Annotated in this window: 14 protein-coding genes and 1 tRNA gene; 3 read left to right on the top strand and 12 right to left on the bottom strand. The window is 69.1% G+C overall.

The window, feature by feature from the left end:
* Positions 1–41: 41 nt before the first annotated feature.
* On the top strand, positions 42–404 hold the full coding sequence (locus B9Y95_RS05855; protein ID WP_064296965.1) for an RNA polymerase-binding protein RbpA: 363 nt from the start codon (positions 42–44) through the stop codon (positions 402–404).
* Between the two features lie 60 nt (positions 405–464).
* Here B9Y95_RS05855 and lnt read toward each other — a convergent pair whose 3' ends face one another.
* The 9 genes from lnt to B9Y95_RS05810 all read right to left on the bottom strand — a co-directional run bounded on the left by lnt (position 465) and on the right by B9Y95_RS05810 (position 10,628).
* The gene (gene lnt, locus B9Y95_RS05850) at positions 465–2,048 is read right to left on the bottom strand and encodes an apolipoprotein N-acyltransferase (protein WP_234993974.1); all 1,584 of its coding nucleotides are present in this window, start codon (positions 2,046–2,048) and stop codon (positions 465–467) included.
* On the bottom strand, positions 2,045–4,465 hold the full coding sequence (locus tag B9Y95_RS05845; RefSeq protein ID WP_085510937.1) for a DEAD/DEAH box helicase: 2,421 nt from the start codon (positions 4,463–4,465) through the stop codon (positions 2,045–2,047). The genes lnt and B9Y95_RS05845 overlap by 4 nt, the downstream gene beginning before the upstream one ends.
* Positions 4,462–5,223, bottom strand: a complete 762-nt coding sequence (tatC, locus tag B9Y95_RS05840; protein ID WP_071260381.1) for a twin-arginine translocase subunit TatC — start codon at positions 5,221–5,223, stop codon at positions 4,462–4,464. Before tatC ends, B9Y95_RS05845 begins: the two co-directional genes overlap by 4 nt.
* A gap of 138 nt (positions 5,224–5,361) precedes the next feature.
* Positions 5,362–5,631, bottom strand: a complete 270-nt coding sequence (gene tatA / locus B9Y95_RS05835; protein ID WP_085510936.1) for a Sec-independent protein translocase subunit TatA — start codon at positions 5,629–5,631, stop codon at positions 5,362–5,364.
* A gap of 81 nt (positions 5,632–5,712) precedes the next feature.
* Entirely contained in the window at positions 5,713–6,723 is a 1,011-nt protein-coding gene (locus tag B9Y95_RS05830; protein ID WP_085510935.1) for a helix-turn-helix transcriptional regulator, read from the bottom strand.
* Complete coding sequence (locus B9Y95_RS05825) at positions 6,716–7,756, bottom strand: helix-turn-helix transcriptional regulator (RefSeq protein ID WP_085510934.1); 1,041 nt, start codon at positions 7,754–7,756, stop codon at positions 6,716–6,718. The genes B9Y95_RS05830 and B9Y95_RS05825 overlap by 8 nt, the downstream gene beginning before the upstream one ends.
* 78 nt (positions 7,757–7,834) lie before the next feature.
* Entirely contained in the window at positions 7,835–8,791 is a 957-nt protein-coding gene (locus B9Y95_RS05820) for an FKBP-type peptidyl-prolyl cis-trans isomerase (protein ID WP_085510933.1), read from the bottom strand.
* Between the two features lie 71 nt (positions 8,792–8,862).
* Positions 8,863–9,927 (bottom strand): tRNA (adenine-N1)-methyltransferase, encoded by a 1,065-nt coding sequence (locus B9Y95_RS05815; RefSeq protein ID WP_085510932.1) that lies wholly within the window; start codon positions 9,925–9,927, stop codon positions 8,863–8,865.
* Positions 9,924–10,628 carry an HAD family hydrolase gene (locus tag B9Y95_RS05810; RefSeq protein WP_234993973.1) on the bottom strand — a complete coding sequence of 235 codons (705 nt, stop codon included), beginning with the start codon at positions 10,626–10,628 and terminating at the stop codon, positions 9,924–9,926. The genes B9Y95_RS05815 and B9Y95_RS05810 overlap by 4 nt, the downstream gene beginning before the upstream one ends.
* A gap of 81 nt (positions 10,629–10,709) precedes the next feature.
* Between B9Y95_RS05810 and B9Y95_RS05805 the strand changes: the two genes are divergently transcribed.
* Positions 10,710–11,636, top strand: a complete 927-nt coding sequence (locus tag B9Y95_RS05805) for a PAC2 family protein (RefSeq protein WP_064296958.1) — start codon at positions 10,710–10,712, stop codon at positions 11,634–11,636.
* Positions 11,637–11,682: 46 nt separating this feature from the next.
* Here B9Y95_RS05805 and mshC read toward each other — a convergent pair whose 3' ends face one another.
* From mshC to B9Y95_RS05790, 3 genes are all read right to left on the bottom strand, one after another.
* The gene (mshC, locus tag B9Y95_RS05800; RefSeq protein WP_085510931.1) at positions 11,683–12,921 is read right to left on the bottom strand and encodes a cysteine--1-D-myo-inosityl 2-amino-2-deoxy-alpha-D-glucopyranoside ligase; all 1,239 of its coding nucleotides are present in this window, start codon (positions 12,919–12,921) and stop codon (positions 11,683–11,685) included.
* A complete protein-coding gene (locus tag B9Y95_RS05795) occupies positions 12,918–13,742 on the bottom strand; it encodes an undecaprenyl-diphosphate phosphatase (protein ID WP_079705981.1) in 825 nt (274 codons plus the stop codon). The genes mshC and B9Y95_RS05795 overlap by 4 nt, the downstream gene beginning before the upstream one ends.
* A 114-nt stretch (positions 13,743–13,856) precedes the next feature.
* Positions 13,857–15,176, bottom strand: a complete 1,320-nt coding sequence (locus B9Y95_RS05790) for a M20/M25/M40 family metallo-hydrolase (RefSeq protein ID WP_085510930.1) — start codon at positions 15,174–15,176, stop codon at positions 13,857–13,859.
* A 175-nt stretch (positions 15,177–15,351) separates the two neighbouring features.
* Between B9Y95_RS05790 and B9Y95_RS05785 the strand changes: the two genes are divergently transcribed.
* Positions 15,352–15,435: transfer RNA gene (locus tag B9Y95_RS05785), tRNA-Leu, on the top strand.
* Positions 15,436–15,527 lie beyond the last annotated feature (92 nt).

Genomic DNA, 15,527 nt, shown 5'->3' with positions numbered 1-15,527 from the left:
GGGTTTATAACTGTGGATGCCGAGCGAGAGGAGACCACACAATGGCAGATCGCAGTTTGCGCGGAATGCGCCTGGGCGCCCAGAGTCTACAAACGGAAGAGGGCGTCATATTCTCGGCGCGAAGCAACCACATCTACCGGTGTCAGAGTTGCGAGCGCGAGACCACCATGACCTTCGCCGCCGATGCGGAAGTCCCCGAGTTGTGGGAATGCCGGCATTGCGGTGCTGAGGCCGTCCTCCTCGTCGACTCGAAGCCCGTCGTCGTCGACCGTGGCGACGTCAAGACCCCCCGCAGTCACTGGGACATGCTGCTCGAGCGTCGCTCGCGTGACGAGCTCGAGGAGCTGCTCGAAGAGCGGCTCTCGTATCTCCGCGCCCGTCGCGGCCAGCAGAAGAGCGCGTGACACCGAGCGCTTGACAGGCCTCCCCTCGATCGGCTGATCCGGTATCGGATCAGCCGATCGTCATGTCCGGGGACGGTTCGAGACGCGCCGGGGCCTGGCGGCGAATCCGGCGAGGACTAGCGAGGCGAGTCCCATGCCACCGATGAACATCTCGAGCTGGTGACCGAAGGCCATCGACGGCGTGACCGTGTCCGCCAGCGGCACCTCGGAGACCATCGATCCGGGGCGGAAGGCCGGGATGCTGTCGATCGTCGAGCCGTCGGGCCCGATGATCTGGCTGGTACCCACCGTGGAGATGTTCACCACGGACCGAGCCGATTCGATCGCCCGGAGCCGTGCGATCGCCAGCTGTTGCTGGTTCTCGTCCGTCTGCCCGAAGTCCGCGTTGTTGGTCTGGGCGAACACGATCCGCGCACCACCCGCCACCGCGTCGCGGGTGAGCTGGTCGTCGGCGATGTCGAAGCAGATGCTGATCCCTGCGAGCACGCCGTCGATGTCGAAGACGTTGTCCTTCGTACCCGGGGTGTACTCGCGCTGGATGAGGCCGATGAGGTCGGGTGCGAACGGCTCCCAGAACTTCCGGTCCGGGACGTATTCACCGAACGGGACCGGGTGCTTCTTGTCGTAGACGTCGCGGACGCCGTCCGAGGCGTCCCAGAGGAGTGACGAGTTGTAGTAGCGGTCGCCGCGTTGGGAGATCGCACCGACGACGAACGGTGCGTCCATGCGACGGCTCAACGCGTCGAGGGCTGCCGCCGATTGGGGAACCCGCTGCGGGTCGAGGTCTGCGCTGCCCTCGGGCCAGACCACGACGTCGACGTCCGCGTCGAGCACCTGCAGCGTCTCGTCGATCTGGGTCTGCATGACGGTGCCGGGTGCTGCGGCGTCGAAGTAGCCGGCGGGGCCGTTACCTTGGATGGCAGCCACCCGCATGCTCCCGGTCGTCGCCGTCGGCCATGCCGGCACGACGAGCACAGCGATGACCGCGAGGACCGCGGTCCCGACCCGGCTGATCGCCGGGAGCTCCGCGGTCGCGGCGAGCTGCAGAGCGAGTGCCACGAGCAGCACCATGAGGAACGACAGCCCCGAGAACCCGACCCAGGCGACGAGCGGTGCGAACGGGCTCTCGGACTGGCTGAGCGCCATCCGCGCCCACGGGAATCCGCCGTAGGGCCAGGTGCTCACGAGTGTCTCGCGCGCGGTCCACAGGGCGGCGACGACCGCGGCGGTCAACCAGACGCGTCCCCCGATCCCGGGGAAGGCGCGCGGCACCCAGCGATACGCCAGGGTGATGAGCACGGCTCCGAGCGCGAAGAAGATGGCCTCGAGCGTCGACAGTGCCGCCCACGGGACGGGACCGAGGTAGGCGGTCGCCCACTCGATGTGGATCAGGTAGAACGACTCCCCCGCCAGGAATCCGACGAGGAGCGCACCGCCGACGCTGCGCCCCATGAGGGTGAGGAGGACGAGGGCGATGCCGACGAACGTCAGGGGCCAGACCCCGCGGTCCGGGAAGCCGGCGTCGAGGACCGGGCCGGCGGCGATGGCCACGACGGCCGCGAGCCAGAGCGGGACCGGCGGACGACGGTCGACCAGCGCGTCGATCGGTCGGAGCCGGTCGCTCCGACGGTGCAGGGACCTCACAGCGAGCTGTACGCGACGATGCCGCGTCGGATCGAGTCCAGCGCCTCACGCGAATGACGGCCCACCGGTCCGTCGACGACGCGGAGCTGATCGAGCAGGTCGATGGTCTGCTTGCACCACCGCACGAAGTCGCCGGCGGCGAGTTCCGCCTCGATGAGCACCGTGTCGAGGTTCGCACCCTTGGCCCACTGGTGCATGGCGAGCGAGAGGCCGGTCGAGATCGGGTTGCTCCCCGGGAGGCGGTGCTCCCGTTCGCTGTCGTCGAGCCGACTCCAGAGGTCCTGCGTCCGTTCGAGTGCGGAGCGGAACGGGCCGCGGGGCAGGAAGCGCTCCGGGGTGTTCTGCTCCTCACGCCGTGGTTCGTACACGATCGCGGCGGCCATCGCCGCGAGGGATGCGGCATCGAGGTCGTTCCAGGCACCGGTTCGCAGGCATTCCGCGACGAGGAGGTCCCGTTCTCCGTAGATGCGCTTCAAGGTGCGTCCGGGAGCCGCGACGACGACCGCGCCGTGTTCGTCGCGTGCAAGGTACTCGTACTCGAGCAGGACGTCGACGACCCGGTCGAACACGCGCGCGACCGCACCCGTCCGCGTCTGGATCTGCTGTCGCAGCTGGTCGGTCTGCTTCTTGAGCTTGAACCATCGTTCCGCCCAACGAGCGTGGTCCTCGCGGTGCGGGCAGACGTGGCAGGCGTGAGCCCGCATCCGCTTGCGGAGTTCGGCGAGCTTGCGTTGGCGACGGTCCTTCGACGCGCGCGAGCCGTTCGGTTCGCCCTTGCGTTCGAGGTCCGTGAGCTCGCGGCGAATGCCCGCGTACTCGACGAAGTCCCCGAGGTGGCACGACATGGACTTCTCGTACCCGGCGAGTGACGACTCCTGCTCGCGCACCTTCCGGGCGATCCCGACGACGGCCCGGTCCGCCTGGAACTGCGCGAAGGACGACTCGAGGATCTGACGGGTGCGTTGACGGCCGAACTGGTCGATCAGGTTGACCGCCATGTTGTAGGTCGGGCGGAAGCTGGAGTTGAGCGGGTAGGTGCGTCGGGATGCCAGCGAGGCGACGGACTGCGGGTGCAGCCCCTCGGTCCACTGGATCACGGCGTGGCCCTCGACGTCGATGCCACGGCGTCCGGCACGCCCGGTGATCTGGGTGTACTCCCCCGGGGTGATCGGGACGCGTGCCTCACCGTTGAACTTCTCGAGCTTCTCGAGGACGACCGTCCTGGCCGGCATGTTGATGCCGAGCGCGAGGGTCTCGGTCGCGAAGACGACCTTCACGAGCTTCCGCCGGAAGAGCTCCTCGACGACCTCCTTGAACGCCGGCAGGAGACCGGCGTGGTGGGCGGCGACGCCCCGCTCCAGGCCGTCGAGCCACTCCCAGTAGCCGAGGACGGCGAGGTCCTCGTCGAGCAGGGTCCGGCAGTGCTCGTCGACGATCTGGCGGATCTCGTCGCGTTCGTGCGCCTCGGTCAGCCTGATGCCGGAACGGAGGACCTGCTTGACCGCCTGGTCGCACCCGACACGGCTGAAGACGAAGAAGATCGCCGGGAGCAGGTGGTGGTCGTCGAGCATCTGGACGAAATGCCCACGGTCGAGCTTCTCGGCCCGATGGGGGGCTCGGCGCTGATTGTAGCGGCTGATGTCCTTGTATTGACGGCTGTTCGGTGCACGGCCACCGAACTGTGCCATGCGGACGAGCTCCGGGTTGACCTGATGGGTGTCGGCGAGGCTCGGCGCGGCGAACAGGTCGATGAGTTTGTTGCGCATCAGCACGTGCTGGGTGAGGGGCACCGGTCGCTCCTCGGACACGATCACGGCGGTGTCGCCGCGGACGGCCTGCAGCCAGTCACCGAACTCCTCGGCGTTCGACACGGTCGCGCTCAGCGACACCATCCGAACGGCCTGCGGGAGGTGGATGATGACCTCCTCCCACACCGCTCCGCGGAACCGGTCCGCCAGGTAGTGGACCTCGTCCATGATGACGAAGGCGAGATCGGTCAGCGCGTCGGAGTCCGCGTACAGCATGTTGCGGAGCACCTCGGTCGTCATGACGACGATGCGGGCGTTGCCGTTCACGTTCGTGTCGCCCGTGAGCAGGCCGACGTGCTCGGAACCGTACTCGGCGGTGAGCTCCTGGAACTTCTGATTGCTGAGCGCCTTCATCGGCGTGGTGTAGAAGACCTTGCCGCGGTCGCCGTGCATGGCGAGGGCGATCGCGAACTCGGCGACGATGGTCTTGCCGGCACCCGTCGGTGCGGCGACGAGGACACTGCTGCCGTTCTCGATCCGCTCGCACGCCTCGAGTTGGAATGCGTCGAGGTCGAAACGCTGCCTCGCGCGGAACTCCTGGAGCCTCGGTGTCGCGTTCCGGACCGCTGCTGCCCGATACCGCTCGGCAGGCGAAGCGGTGTCGCTCATGCGAGCCCCGCGCTGCCGAGTTCGGCGTCGATGCGTCGCTGCCGCTTGGCCGCACTGCGGTCGTGGAGGACGGCGACGCCGTAGGCCGCGAAGTACAACAGGACCATCGGGATCGCCAGGACGAACATCGACACGATGTCGGCGGCGGGCGTGGCGATGGCCGTGAAGAGCACGATGACGAGGATCGCGACCCGCCACGCCTTGATGATCGCCGCTGCGGAGAGCACCCCGACGAAGTTCAACAAGACGAGGAACACGGGCAGGACGAAGGCGACACCGACCGCCAGTACCAGCTTCAGGACGAAGTCGTAATAGGTGGTGGCGTCGAGGAAGTTGGCCGCCGCCGTCGGGGTGAAGCCGAGCATGAGCTCGACGATGTGCGGCAACACGAACCAACCCGCGTAGCAGCCCGCGAGGAACAGCGGCACGGCGGTCGCGAAGAACCCGATCGCGTACTTCAGCTCCTTGCGCGTCAGGCCGGGCACGAGGAACGCCCAGATCTGGTAGAGCCACACCGGGCTGGACAGGACGACACCGGCGGTGAGGGCGATCTTCATCCGCAGGTCGAACGCGCTCGTGACGTTGGTGAAGTTCAGGAACGCCTGCCCGCGATCGTCGGCGATGACGAGGATGGGAGCGCTCATCGCTTCGATGATCCACTCGGAGGCGATGAAACCCGCGACCATGCCGACGATGATGCCGATGGCTGAGTAGAACAGCCGCTTCCGCAACTCGACGAGGTGCTCGCCGAGGGACATCCGCCCTTCGCGGTTCTGTTTCTTCGGACGCTTCTCGGTCAGGGCCACGGCGACATCGTCCGTTCCTGAGCAGCGTGTTCGAGGCGCGCTCGTCGGGGGCCAGGTGCTGGCGTCATCGGGCTCGGGTGGTCCTCAGGGTTACGGCTTGACCGGCGGGTCGGTCGGCTTCTGCGGGGCCGTTGCGGCCGGAGTGGGGTCGGCGGGTGCCGCACTCGCGGGCGGAACCGTGCCCGTCGCGTCGGGCGAGGCGGGCTCGTCGTCGCGCATGCTCTTGACCTCGCTCTTGAAGATCCGCATCGACTGGCCGACGCTGCGGGCGAGACCCGGGAGCTTCGGTGCTCCGAACAGCAGCAGGACGATGAGGAGGATGATGACGAGGTGCCACCCGGTGAATGCGTTGCCGAACATAGTCTTCGTTCCTGATCTTCGAGGTCGAGGTCCACTCACTCTACCCTGCATCTCCCGCTCTCCTGCCGGGAGTCTCGGGAGTCAGCTCCCGGATGTCTTTCGGTACTGCGCGAGACCGGCGGCCGCCCAATCGGCGACCGCGTCGCGCGCGTCCGCCGGGCCGAGCACGGTGATGAGGCCGGGGTGTGCGGCGACCAGTCGTTTGAGGCCGTGATGGTGCGCGAGGCGCAGGGTCGCGGTCACCTCGGCGTCGCTGTCCTCACGGGCTGCGGAGCCGCCTGGCGCGCTGTCGACGGCGACCACGTAGTCGTCGATGAGCGGCAGGACCGAGCGTCGGACGAGCACGGTGACGTTGCGGTCGGAGTCGCTCGGCTCGAACAACGCGGTCGGGACGACGACGTCCGCTTCGCGGAACACGACCTCGGCATCGGTCTCCCGCAGCACGGTCATCCGATCGAGACGGAAGCGACGCGTCGCCTCGCGCAGGTGGCACCACCCGTAGAGGTACCAGTCCTGATCCTGGGACTCGAGACGCAGTGGGTCCACCAGTCTCGCCTCGGTCGCCCCACTCGCGTCGACGTAGTCGAACGCGACGCTGTGGCCGGCGGCCAGGGCGGACCGGATGATGCCGACCGCGTGTGCGGAGTAGGACTCGGTGACCGCGAGCTGGCCCGGTGCGGACGACGCCCCGCGGGCGAGCTTCGCCATCACGCCGCCGATGACGTCGCTGTCGACGAACTCGGGAAGGCGCTGGAGCGACTGCAGGCCGGCGATGAGGGCCGAGGCCTCGCGGGCTGAGAAGCGAGGACTGTCGTCGAGGGCGACCCGGTGGGTGAGGACGATCTCGTCGTCCTCCTCGAAGCTGCCCCAGTCGATGTCGAAGAGGTCGCCGGCGAGGTACTGCCGGGTGTCGCCCGGCACGCCGGACACCGTCAAGAGCTCGACCGCTTCTCGGATCTGGCGCGGGGACAGGCCGAAGTGCCGCGCGGCCTCATCGACCGTGACCCGCTCGCGGTCGATGAGATACGGCACGAGCGAGAGGAGGAAGATCAGCTTGTCCTGAGCGCGGGGCGCCGCCGGTCGCTTAGCCACGGGCGGTCTCCTCGGGGTGGGGTGCGTCGTCGGTCGCGCGGTGGCGGGCGACGACCAGCTCGAGTCTGGACGCCACGGCCTCGACGAGCGCCGGAGGGTCGAGGACGACGACTTCCGGGCCGAAACCGGCGAGCTCGTCGGCGAGGATGTGGTGGTCGAGGTACGGGATGGTGAGTTCCGTGCGCTCCGTGTCGCTGACGCCGTAGCGGTTGCCGAGGCGGGCCGCGGCGTCGGTCCCGGGCCGGACACGGACGAGGGCGCGCTGCGACGAGGACACGCGGCGCAGGCCGTCGATCGCGTCGGCGGCGTGGTCGCGGTCGTCGGCGGGGAACGACTCCCCCGTCGGCTTGACCGGACCGACGATCCGCGAGAGGAGGAACGTCCGGGGCTCGTCCACCGTCCGGTCGGTCGCGTAGAGGTGCCAGCGACCCTCGTGCTGGACGAGCGCCAGCGGTGCCACGGTGCGGACGCGTGGCCGCGTCTCGCCGGGCTTCAGGTAGGGGAAGGCGACCACGGACCGACGTTCGAGCGCCGCGTCGAGCGGTTCGAACGAGGCCTCCCGGGTGCGGAGTCTCGGCGCGTATCCGATGATCGGCTCGTCGGGCTCGATGCCGAGCGACCGCAACTTCGTCATCGCTCGCTGCGACTGGCCGGAGAGCGACCCCTCACGCCACACGGTGGCCGCGAGCGACAGCAGTGACAGCTCCGCCGGGGTGAACCGGACGTCGGTGGGGAGCTCGTAGGCGCCCTTCGGGATCCGATAGCGCATCGACTGGTTGTTGCCGGGTTCGCCCGGCTGCTCGATCGTCTCGAGCGGGACACCGAGCTCGCGGATGTTGTCCTTGTCGCGCTCGAACTGTCGCTCAAGACTGGCGTTGCCGCCGCCACTCGAATACTGCTGACGGTACCCCTGGACGGTCGACAGGATCTCGTTCTTCGTCAGGCCGGTCTGCGTGGCGAGGAGCGCGAGCACGAGGCTGAAGAGTCGCTCCTCCACCGGGACCGGCTTCGGGGACTCGCGGGCTGAGGACACCGGTCCAGTCTACCGATGGACGGCCCGTCCCCCACCCGCGACGCGGGCGTGGGACGCGCCGTATCCGAGGCGTGTAGGTTACTGCGCCGCGCGCTCGGTGCCGAGCACGTCGATCACGAACACGAGCGTCGCACCGGCCGGGACGCTACCCGAGCCCTGGTCGCCGTAGGCGTCCTTCGGTGCCACGACGAGGATGATCTGCGATCCGACCTGCTGGCCGACGACCGCGTCGTCGAATGCCTTGAGCGGCTGCCCGCTGCCGGCGGTCAGGACGAAGGGCTGCCCGTCCTCCCAGGTGCTGGCGAAGACGCTCTTCTGATCCCACAGCACGCCGGTGTAGTTGACGATGACCTGGTCGCCGGCCTTGACCATGGCACCGTCGCCGGCGCGGGACAGCGTGTGCTTCGTCTCGGTCGGGGCGGTGGCCGCCGGGATGGTGATGCCGGGCTGACCGCTCGGAGCGGTCACGACGGAGGGGAACCCCGACGGGATCGGGCGCTCGGCACCGTCGGCCTTGGGCAGCGCGGCACCCTGGATGTCGGCGACGAGGATGATCGCGTCATCCTTCTTGATGCCGTTCGCCTCGCTGCCACCGCTCGGGCCGAAGGCGTCCTCGGGTGAGATCGCCGCGACGACACGGGATCCGACCGTCGTGCAGGCGAACGCCTTCGCGAAGCCGGGGAGGCTTCCGGACAGGGCGATGAGGGTGCTCGCGGGCCCGTTGAAGTCCGTCTGCTGCAGGACGTCGCCCGTGCGTCCGTTGAGGAGCATCAGGTTGAGGTTGACGGTGCCGTTGGCCGAGACCTGCTGACCGTCGCCCTGGATCACGACCTGGCGCTCCGTCGTCTTCGTGTACAGCGGCTTCGGGAGCTCCACGTTCGGGGTGGCGCCGAAGTCACCCGACACGCTGATGAGTTTCGTCGCGTCGCCGGCGGACGCCGCGGTGTCGCACGAGGCCGAGCCCGGCGCGGTGCACCCGGTGAGGGAGACGAGCAGGAGGCCTGCTGCGGCGATGAGAGCTGGTGCAGTGCGCACGGATCCTCGTTTCGGTGGTACGGGTGGGACGGCAGGTCGCCGTCGCACAGTTTAGTCGACGTGGACCGGGGTCAACGATCGTCGCCGAGAGCCGGCTCGGCGGCGGACGGTTCGATCGGCTCGTCGGGCCCCGCGCTCTCGCCGTCCAGGCCCCGCGCACGGGAGAGCTCGGCGCTCGCCCCGGCGCTCCTGGCGCGCTTCCGCAGGATCTTCGCGCTCGCGGAGCGTTCCCCGAGGGCGCCCGGCGTCCACAGCTCGACGTCCTCGGCGCTGAAGTCGCTCTTCGAGGCGCGTCGCTTCAGCTCGGGCAGGACCGTACCGGGCGCGAGCTTCCGCGCGGTGATGAGGAAGCCCGTGTGTCCGATCATGCGGTGGTCCGGTCGCACGGCTAGCCCCTCGACGTGCCACCCGCGCATCATCGTCTCGTTCGACTGCGGGTTCGTGAAGCCGCCCGTCGCTCGGATCGCTTCGGCGACGCGGGACAGCTGGGTGACGGTGGCGACGTAGCAGAGGATCACGCCGCCGGGCTTGAGCGCCTCCCAGGCGACGTCGAGGCACTCCCACGGCGCGAGCATGTCGAGCACCACGCGGTCGACGGATTCGGCGGGCATCGTGTCGGGCAGGGTCTCCTGGAGGTCGCCGACCGTGACCGACCAGTTCTGCGGGTCGTAGCCGAAGAAGGTCGCGACGTTGCCGCGGGCGACGTCGGCGAACTCGTCCCGACGCTCGAAGGAGGCCAACCTGCCCGACGGTCCGATGGCGCGGAGGAGCCAGAGGGAGAGCGCGCCGGAACCGACACCGGCCTCGACGACCGTCGCACCGGGGAAGATGTCCGCCTGGCCGATGATCTCGGCCGCGTCCTTCGGGTAGATGATGGCGGCACCGCGAGGCATCGACATCACGAAGTCGACCAACAGCGGCCGGAGTGCGAGGTGCTCGATGCCCTCGGTGTTGGCGACGACGCTGCCGTCCGGCAGGCCGATGATCGTGGTGTGCTCGATCATCCCGCGGTGCGTGTGGAAGACCTTGCCGGCCTCCAGCGTGATGGTGTTCTTCCGCCCCTTCGGTCCGGTCAGCTGCACGCGGTCGCCCTCGCGGAAGGGGCCGCTGTTCGCCGGCTGGTGGTTCGCGCTCATCGCTGTGCTGCCTCTGTCTCGGGGTGGTGGGTGATGCCGCTCGCGGTCGAGCGCAGCTCGGCGAGGTCGGCGACGGAGCGCCCGGCGAGGGTGTCCCAGGTGGTGTGGTGCGGGCCCTCGGGGATCGGAACGATGTGCGGGACGGACACGGCGATGGTCCCCGCCGCGAGCGCGGACGCGAGACCGGTGGCGGAGTCCTCGATCGCGATGCACTCGCGCGGGTCGACGCCGAGTGCCTCGGCCGCCCTGAGGTAGGGGTCCGGATGGGGCTTGGGCTGCTCCACCTCGTCCCCGGCGACGATGAGGTCGAACGCGTCGAATGGGATGCCGCTCGCGATGTCCTCGGCCATGGACCGGATCGACATGGTGACGAGTGCGGTCGGCACGCCGGCCTCCCGAAGCTCGTGGAGCAGCTCCTGGGCACCGGGACGGAACGGGACGCCGCGTTCCTGGATGAGTCGCCGGACGTGGTCCGTGAGGTGGGCGACGATCGTGTCGGCGTCCAGCGCGACGCCGCGTCCCTGGAGCACTGCGGCGGAGTCCCAGAGGCCGTTTCCAACGAGCAGGAGGCCGTCCTCATGGGTCCAGGTGCCACCGTGGGCCGCGACCAGCTCGGTCTCGGCCTCCATCCAGTAGGGCTCGGTGTCGACGACGGTGCCGTCCATGTCCCAGAGGACTGCGGCAGGGAGGAGAGTGGTCACGGGGTGCCATGCTACCGGGTGGTGAAGCGCCTATCCTGGATGGATGGTCGCGGAAGGTCCCCGTGCACCGAGGAGTGAGACGTGACGGAAGACACCAAGGAGCCGCTGGGCGGTCGCCTGCTCGTCGTGGCGTTCGAGGGTTGGAACGATGCCGGCGAGGCGGCGAGCGGCGCGGTGCGCGTGCTTCGCGACTCGCTCGCCCTCCGCCCGCTGCTCGAGATCGACCCGGAGCCCTACTACGACTACCAGTTCAACCGGCCGACGGTCGGCGTCGACGAGGACGGCAAGCGGTCCCTGACCTGGCCCGGTACCACGATCTCGGGGCCCGACCCCGAAGCGGCGAAGCCCGCGACCCCCCTGGCGGAGGACGCTGCGCTCCGGGTCAGCGAGGGCGGTGGCGACAACGTCTACGTGTTGCTGGGTGCCGAGCCCTCGCGCGGCTGGAAGGCGTTCGTCGACGAGATCCTCGCCGTGATCACCGAGCAGCGCATCACCGGCATGGTGATGCTCGGTGCGATGCTCGCCGACGTCCCGCACACGCGACCCATCTCGGTGTTCGCCTCGAGCGAGAACGCCGAGCTGCGGCAGGCCCTGCAGCTCGAGCGCAGCACCTACGAAGGGCCGGTCGGCATCCTCAGCGTGCTGGCCGACGCGGCCGAGCGGCAGGGCGTCCAGAGTCTGTCGGTCTGGGCCTCGGTCCCCCACTACGTGCACAGCGCGCCCTCCCCGAAAGCCGTCCTGGCGCTGATCGACAAGCTCGAGGAACTCATCGACGTCGTCATCCCGCGCGGAGCCCTCGTCGAGGAGTCCGGCGAGTGGCAGAGCGGGATCGACACACTCGCCGCCGAAGACGAGGACATGGCCGCCTACATCCAGCAGCTGGAGCAGGCGCGCGACACCGTCGAGTCGCCCGAGGCGAGCGGTGAGGCCATCGCCAAGGAGTTCGAGCGGTACCTGCGTCGGGACGAGGGCAAGGGCGACGAGCCATGGCGGAAGGACCGCGAGTAGCCCGGTCCCATCGCGGCGGGGCGAATCCGGTGAGCGGGCTTCCTGCTCAGCGCACGCCGAGGAGCGCGTCGACGGCCGACCGCGCGAGGTCGGCGTCGTCGACGCCGGTGATCGCTGCGGCGTCGACGAGCGCGATGGCACCCGGCGTGTCGAGGTCGTCCGCCAGTCGGACCCGCATCGCCTGCAGCAGTTCGACGGCGGAAGCGCCGCCCGCGGCGTCCGTCGCGAAGGCCGAACGCCAGGTCCCGAGCCGACGATCGGCCAGGACGAGGTGCTCGTCGTGCCACTCCCAGTCGCTGCGGTAGTGGTTCGCGAGGATCGCGAGCCGGATGGCCGAGGGGTCTGCTCCGTCGGCGGCCAAGCGTGAGACGAGGACGAGGTTGCCGAGGGATTTCGACATCTTCGTGCCCTCGTAGGCGACCATGCCGGCGTGGCTGAACACCTTGGCTAGCGGGCGGCCGGACAGCGCTGCGGCGTGCCCGGCGCTGAGGTCGTGGTGGGGGAAGACGAGGTCTGAGCCGCCACCCTGGACCGTGAAGTCGGATCCGAGATGCTGGAGGGCGATGACCGAGCACTCGATGTGCCAACCGGGGCGCCCTTGGCCGACGGGTGACTCCCAGCTCGGCTCGCCGTCGCGCGCCGCCCGCCAGAGCAGTGGATCGAAGGCGTCGCGTTTCCCGGCGCGGTCGGGGTCTCCCCCGCGCGCGGCGAAGAACGCGGCCATCGTGGCCTCGTCGAGCCCGCTCTCCGCGCCGAGGTGCCAGACGTCGTCGGCAGCGGCGCGCACGTCGAAGTAGACGTCGTCTCCGGCGGCACTGTCCGGGGTGTCGACCGTGTAGGCGACGCCGCGTTCGATCAGGAGCGCGACGGCGTCGGCGATCGGTCCGATGACCTCGGTGACCGCGACGTAGTCCTCGGGGGGAAGGATGCTGAGGCGTTCCATGTCGCTCCGGAAGAGTTCGACCTGGCTCGCTGCGAGTTCGACCCAGTCGACGCCGGTCGCGTTCGCCCGCTCGAGCAGCGGGTCGTCCACGTCGGTGACGTTCTGGGCGTAGTGCACCTCGTAGCCGGCGTCCAGCCAGACGCGCTGGAGGGTGTCGTAGGCGAGGTAGCTCGACGCGTGGCCGAGGTGGGTCGCGTCGTACGGCGTGATGCCGCAGACGTACAGACGCGCCGTACGTTCGGCGGAGGCCTCGATGAGCCCGGCGCTCGGGGTGTCCCAGAGACACGGGGCCGTGCCGGAGCCGGGCAGCTGCGGGACGACCGGGGCGGACCAGGCCCTCACGCGTTGATCACGCCCGTGCCGAGCAGCACCAGCAGGACGACGCCGAGCACGATGCGGTAGACGACGAAGGGCAGGAAGCTGCGCTTCGAGATGTAGCTCATGAAGAAGGCGATGACCGCGAGGCCGACGACGAACGCGATGACGGTGGCCACGAGCGTCTCGACCGGTCCGTAGGGGCTCGGCTCGCCGATGCTCTTGAAGACCTGGTAGAAGCCGCTGCCGAACACCGCGGGGATCGCGAGCAGGAAGGCGTACCGCGCCGCAGCACGGCGCTCGTAGCCCATGAACAGCCCCGCGGTGATCGTGCCGCCGGAGCGGGAGACACCGGGGATGAGGGCGAGGGCCTGGGCGCCTCCGAAGATCGCGCCGTCGCGGTAGGTCAGACTCTTCAGACGTCGCTTCTTCGCACCGACGGCGTCGGCGACACCGAGCAGGATGCCGAACACGATGAGCATGATCGCGACGATCCACAGTGAGCGGAAGGTCGTCTCGATCTCGTCCTGGAACAACAGGCCGAGCACGACGATGGGGACGCTGCCGATGATGATCAGCCACCCCATGCGGGCGTCGGCGTCATCCCTCGGGATCTTGCCGACGAGGGCCTTGCACCAGGACGAGATGATGCGGACGATGTCGCGCCAGAAGAACACCACGACGGCGGCCTCGGTACCGATCTGGGTGATCGCCGTGAACGCCGCGCCAGGGTCCTTCGCCCCCGGGAGGAACTCACCGAGGATGCGCAGGTGCGCACTCGACGAGATCGGCAGGAACTCGGTGAGTCCCTGGACGAGTCCGAGGATGATGGCGTTGATGAGGTCCACAGGGCACCTTTCTGCAGCCGGATGGCTGGTGTTCGGCCGGATCCGGCAGTCGTCGGCGGGGCGGCTCCTGGAGCGTCTCGCGGCTCGGAGGGCGCGGAGACGGACCGTGGGAAGTCAGTAGTCGAGGAGGAGGTCCGTGAGGACCTGCTTGCCAAACCCTAGCGCGTCGAGCGGCACACGCTCGTCGACCCCGTGGAACATCGCGGGGAAGTCCAGGTGTTCCGGCAGTCGCAGCGGAGCGAAGCCGTACCCGGTGATGCCGAGGAGCGACAGCGCCTTGTTGTCGGTACCGCCGGAGAGCATGTACGGGAGCACCGGGGCGCCGGGGTCATGGCGTCCGAGGGTCTCGACGACCGCGTCGACGAGCGGACCCGAGAACGGTGTCTCGAGGCCGATGTCGCGGTGCATGACGACGATCTCGATGTCCTCACCGACGATCTCCGCGACGCGCGCGAGCACGGCGTCCTCCTCGCCGGGCAGGGTGCGGATGTCGACGAGCGCCTCGGCGCGATCGGGGATCACGTTGTGCTTGTATCCGGCCTGCAGCAGGGTCGGGTTGCTCGTCGTGCGCAGCGAGGCCTGGATGAAGCCGGAGGCGGTACCCGTCGCGAGGGCGAGCTCGTCCGGGCCGAGCCGTTCGGGCGTGGTGCCGAGGATGGTGGCGATCTCACGGAGCAGCTGCTCGGTGGTGTCGGTGAGTCGGACGGGCCACTCGGTGCGTCCGATGGCCGCCACCGCTTCCGCGAGGCGGGTGACGGCGTTGTCCTGCACGTAGCGGGATCCGTGGGCCGCTCGTCCGGTCGCGACCAGTTTGATCCAGACGAGGGCCTTCTCCGAGGTCTGGAGGAGGTAGGAGCGGCGTCCGCCGAACGTGATCGAGTACCCGCCGACCTCGCTGATCGCCTCGGTCGCGCCGGCGAAGAGCTCCGGTCGTTCCGTCACGAGGTGGTGCGAGCCGAACACGCCGCCGTTCTCCTCGTCCGAGAACATCGCGATCACGAGGTCGCGTTCCGGCCGACGGCCGCTGCCGAGGATCTCGCGGAGCGACGCGAGGATCATCGCGTCCATGTTCTTCATGTCGACGGCCCCGCGTCCCCACAGCAGGCCGTCCTTGATCTCGCCGCCGAAGGGGTCCACCGACCAGTTCGCAGGATCGGCGGGCACCACGTCGAGGTGCCCGTGCACGACGAGCGCCGGCTTCTCGGGGTTCGCACCGGCGACCCGTGCGACCACGCTGGTCCGGCCCGGAGCGGCGTCGATCAGCTCCGGCTCCAGACCGAGGTCGCGGAGGTACGCCTCGACGTACTCGGCGGCCTCCGTCTCACCGTTGGAGCGGCCCTCACCGTAGTTCGTCGTGTCCATGCGGATGAGGTCCCGCGCGATCCGCGTGGTCTCGTCGAGCGTGAGGTCGGATGCGTCTGAGCCGGAGGTCATGGCTCCACGCTACTCGTCGGCCCTGACCGCTGCACCTCTCCCCCGGATGCGCGGTCGGCGCACGGCCGGAGGGCGTCGGGGAGATCCTCTGGCGGTACGAGGTGGTGAACGGCTGTCGAAATCCGTGCTAGAGTTTCTTCTCGTGCCCAGCGAAAGCCGGACACGATCACAACACGCGCGGGTGGCGGAAATGGCAGACGCGCTAGCTTGAGGTGCTAGTGCCCTTACGGGCGTGGGGGTTCAAGTCCCCCTTCGCGCACACCGTGTTGAGACGGCGAACGGCCGGAGCGAAAGCTCCGGCCGTTCTTGTTTTCCCGCCGGACTCCACGACACGCCGACACCCGACATCGT

The organism is Plantibacter flavus, assembly GCF_900177615.1.
Taxonomy (GTDB): domain Bacteria; phylum Actinomycetota; class Actinomycetes; order Actinomycetales; family Microbacteriaceae; genus Plantibacter; species Plantibacter flavus.
Note: the sequence above shows the minus strand (reverse complement) of the source record. Positions and strands in the feature narration are given on the sequence as shown.

Excerpts from the sequence above, each read along its gene's own strand:
- B9Y95_RS05855 (WP_064296965.1), top strand. The coding sequence starts at position 42 with ATGGCAGATCGCAGTTTGCGCGGAATGCGCCTGGGCGCCCAGAGTCTA.
- tatA (WP_085510936.1), bottom strand. The coding sequence starts at position 5,631 with ATGTTCGGCAACGCATTCACCGGGTGGCACCTCGTCATCATCCTCCTC.
- B9Y95_RS05845 (WP_085510937.1), bottom strand. The coding sequence starts at position 4,465 with ATGAGCGACACCGCTTCGCCTGCCGAGCGGTATCGGGCAGCAGCGGTC.
- B9Y95_RS05815 (WP_085510932.1), bottom strand. The coding sequence starts at position 9,927 with ATGAGCGCGAACCACCAGCCGGCGAACAGCGGCCCCTTCCGCGAGGGC.
- B9Y95_RS05790 (WP_085510930.1), bottom strand. The coding sequence starts at position 15,176 with ATGACCTCCGGCTCAGACGCATCCGACCTCACGCTCGACGAGACCACG.
- tatC (WP_071260381.1), bottom strand. The coding sequence starts at position 5,223 with ATGTCCCTCGGCGAGCACCTCGTCGAGTTGCGGAAGCGGCTGTTCTAC.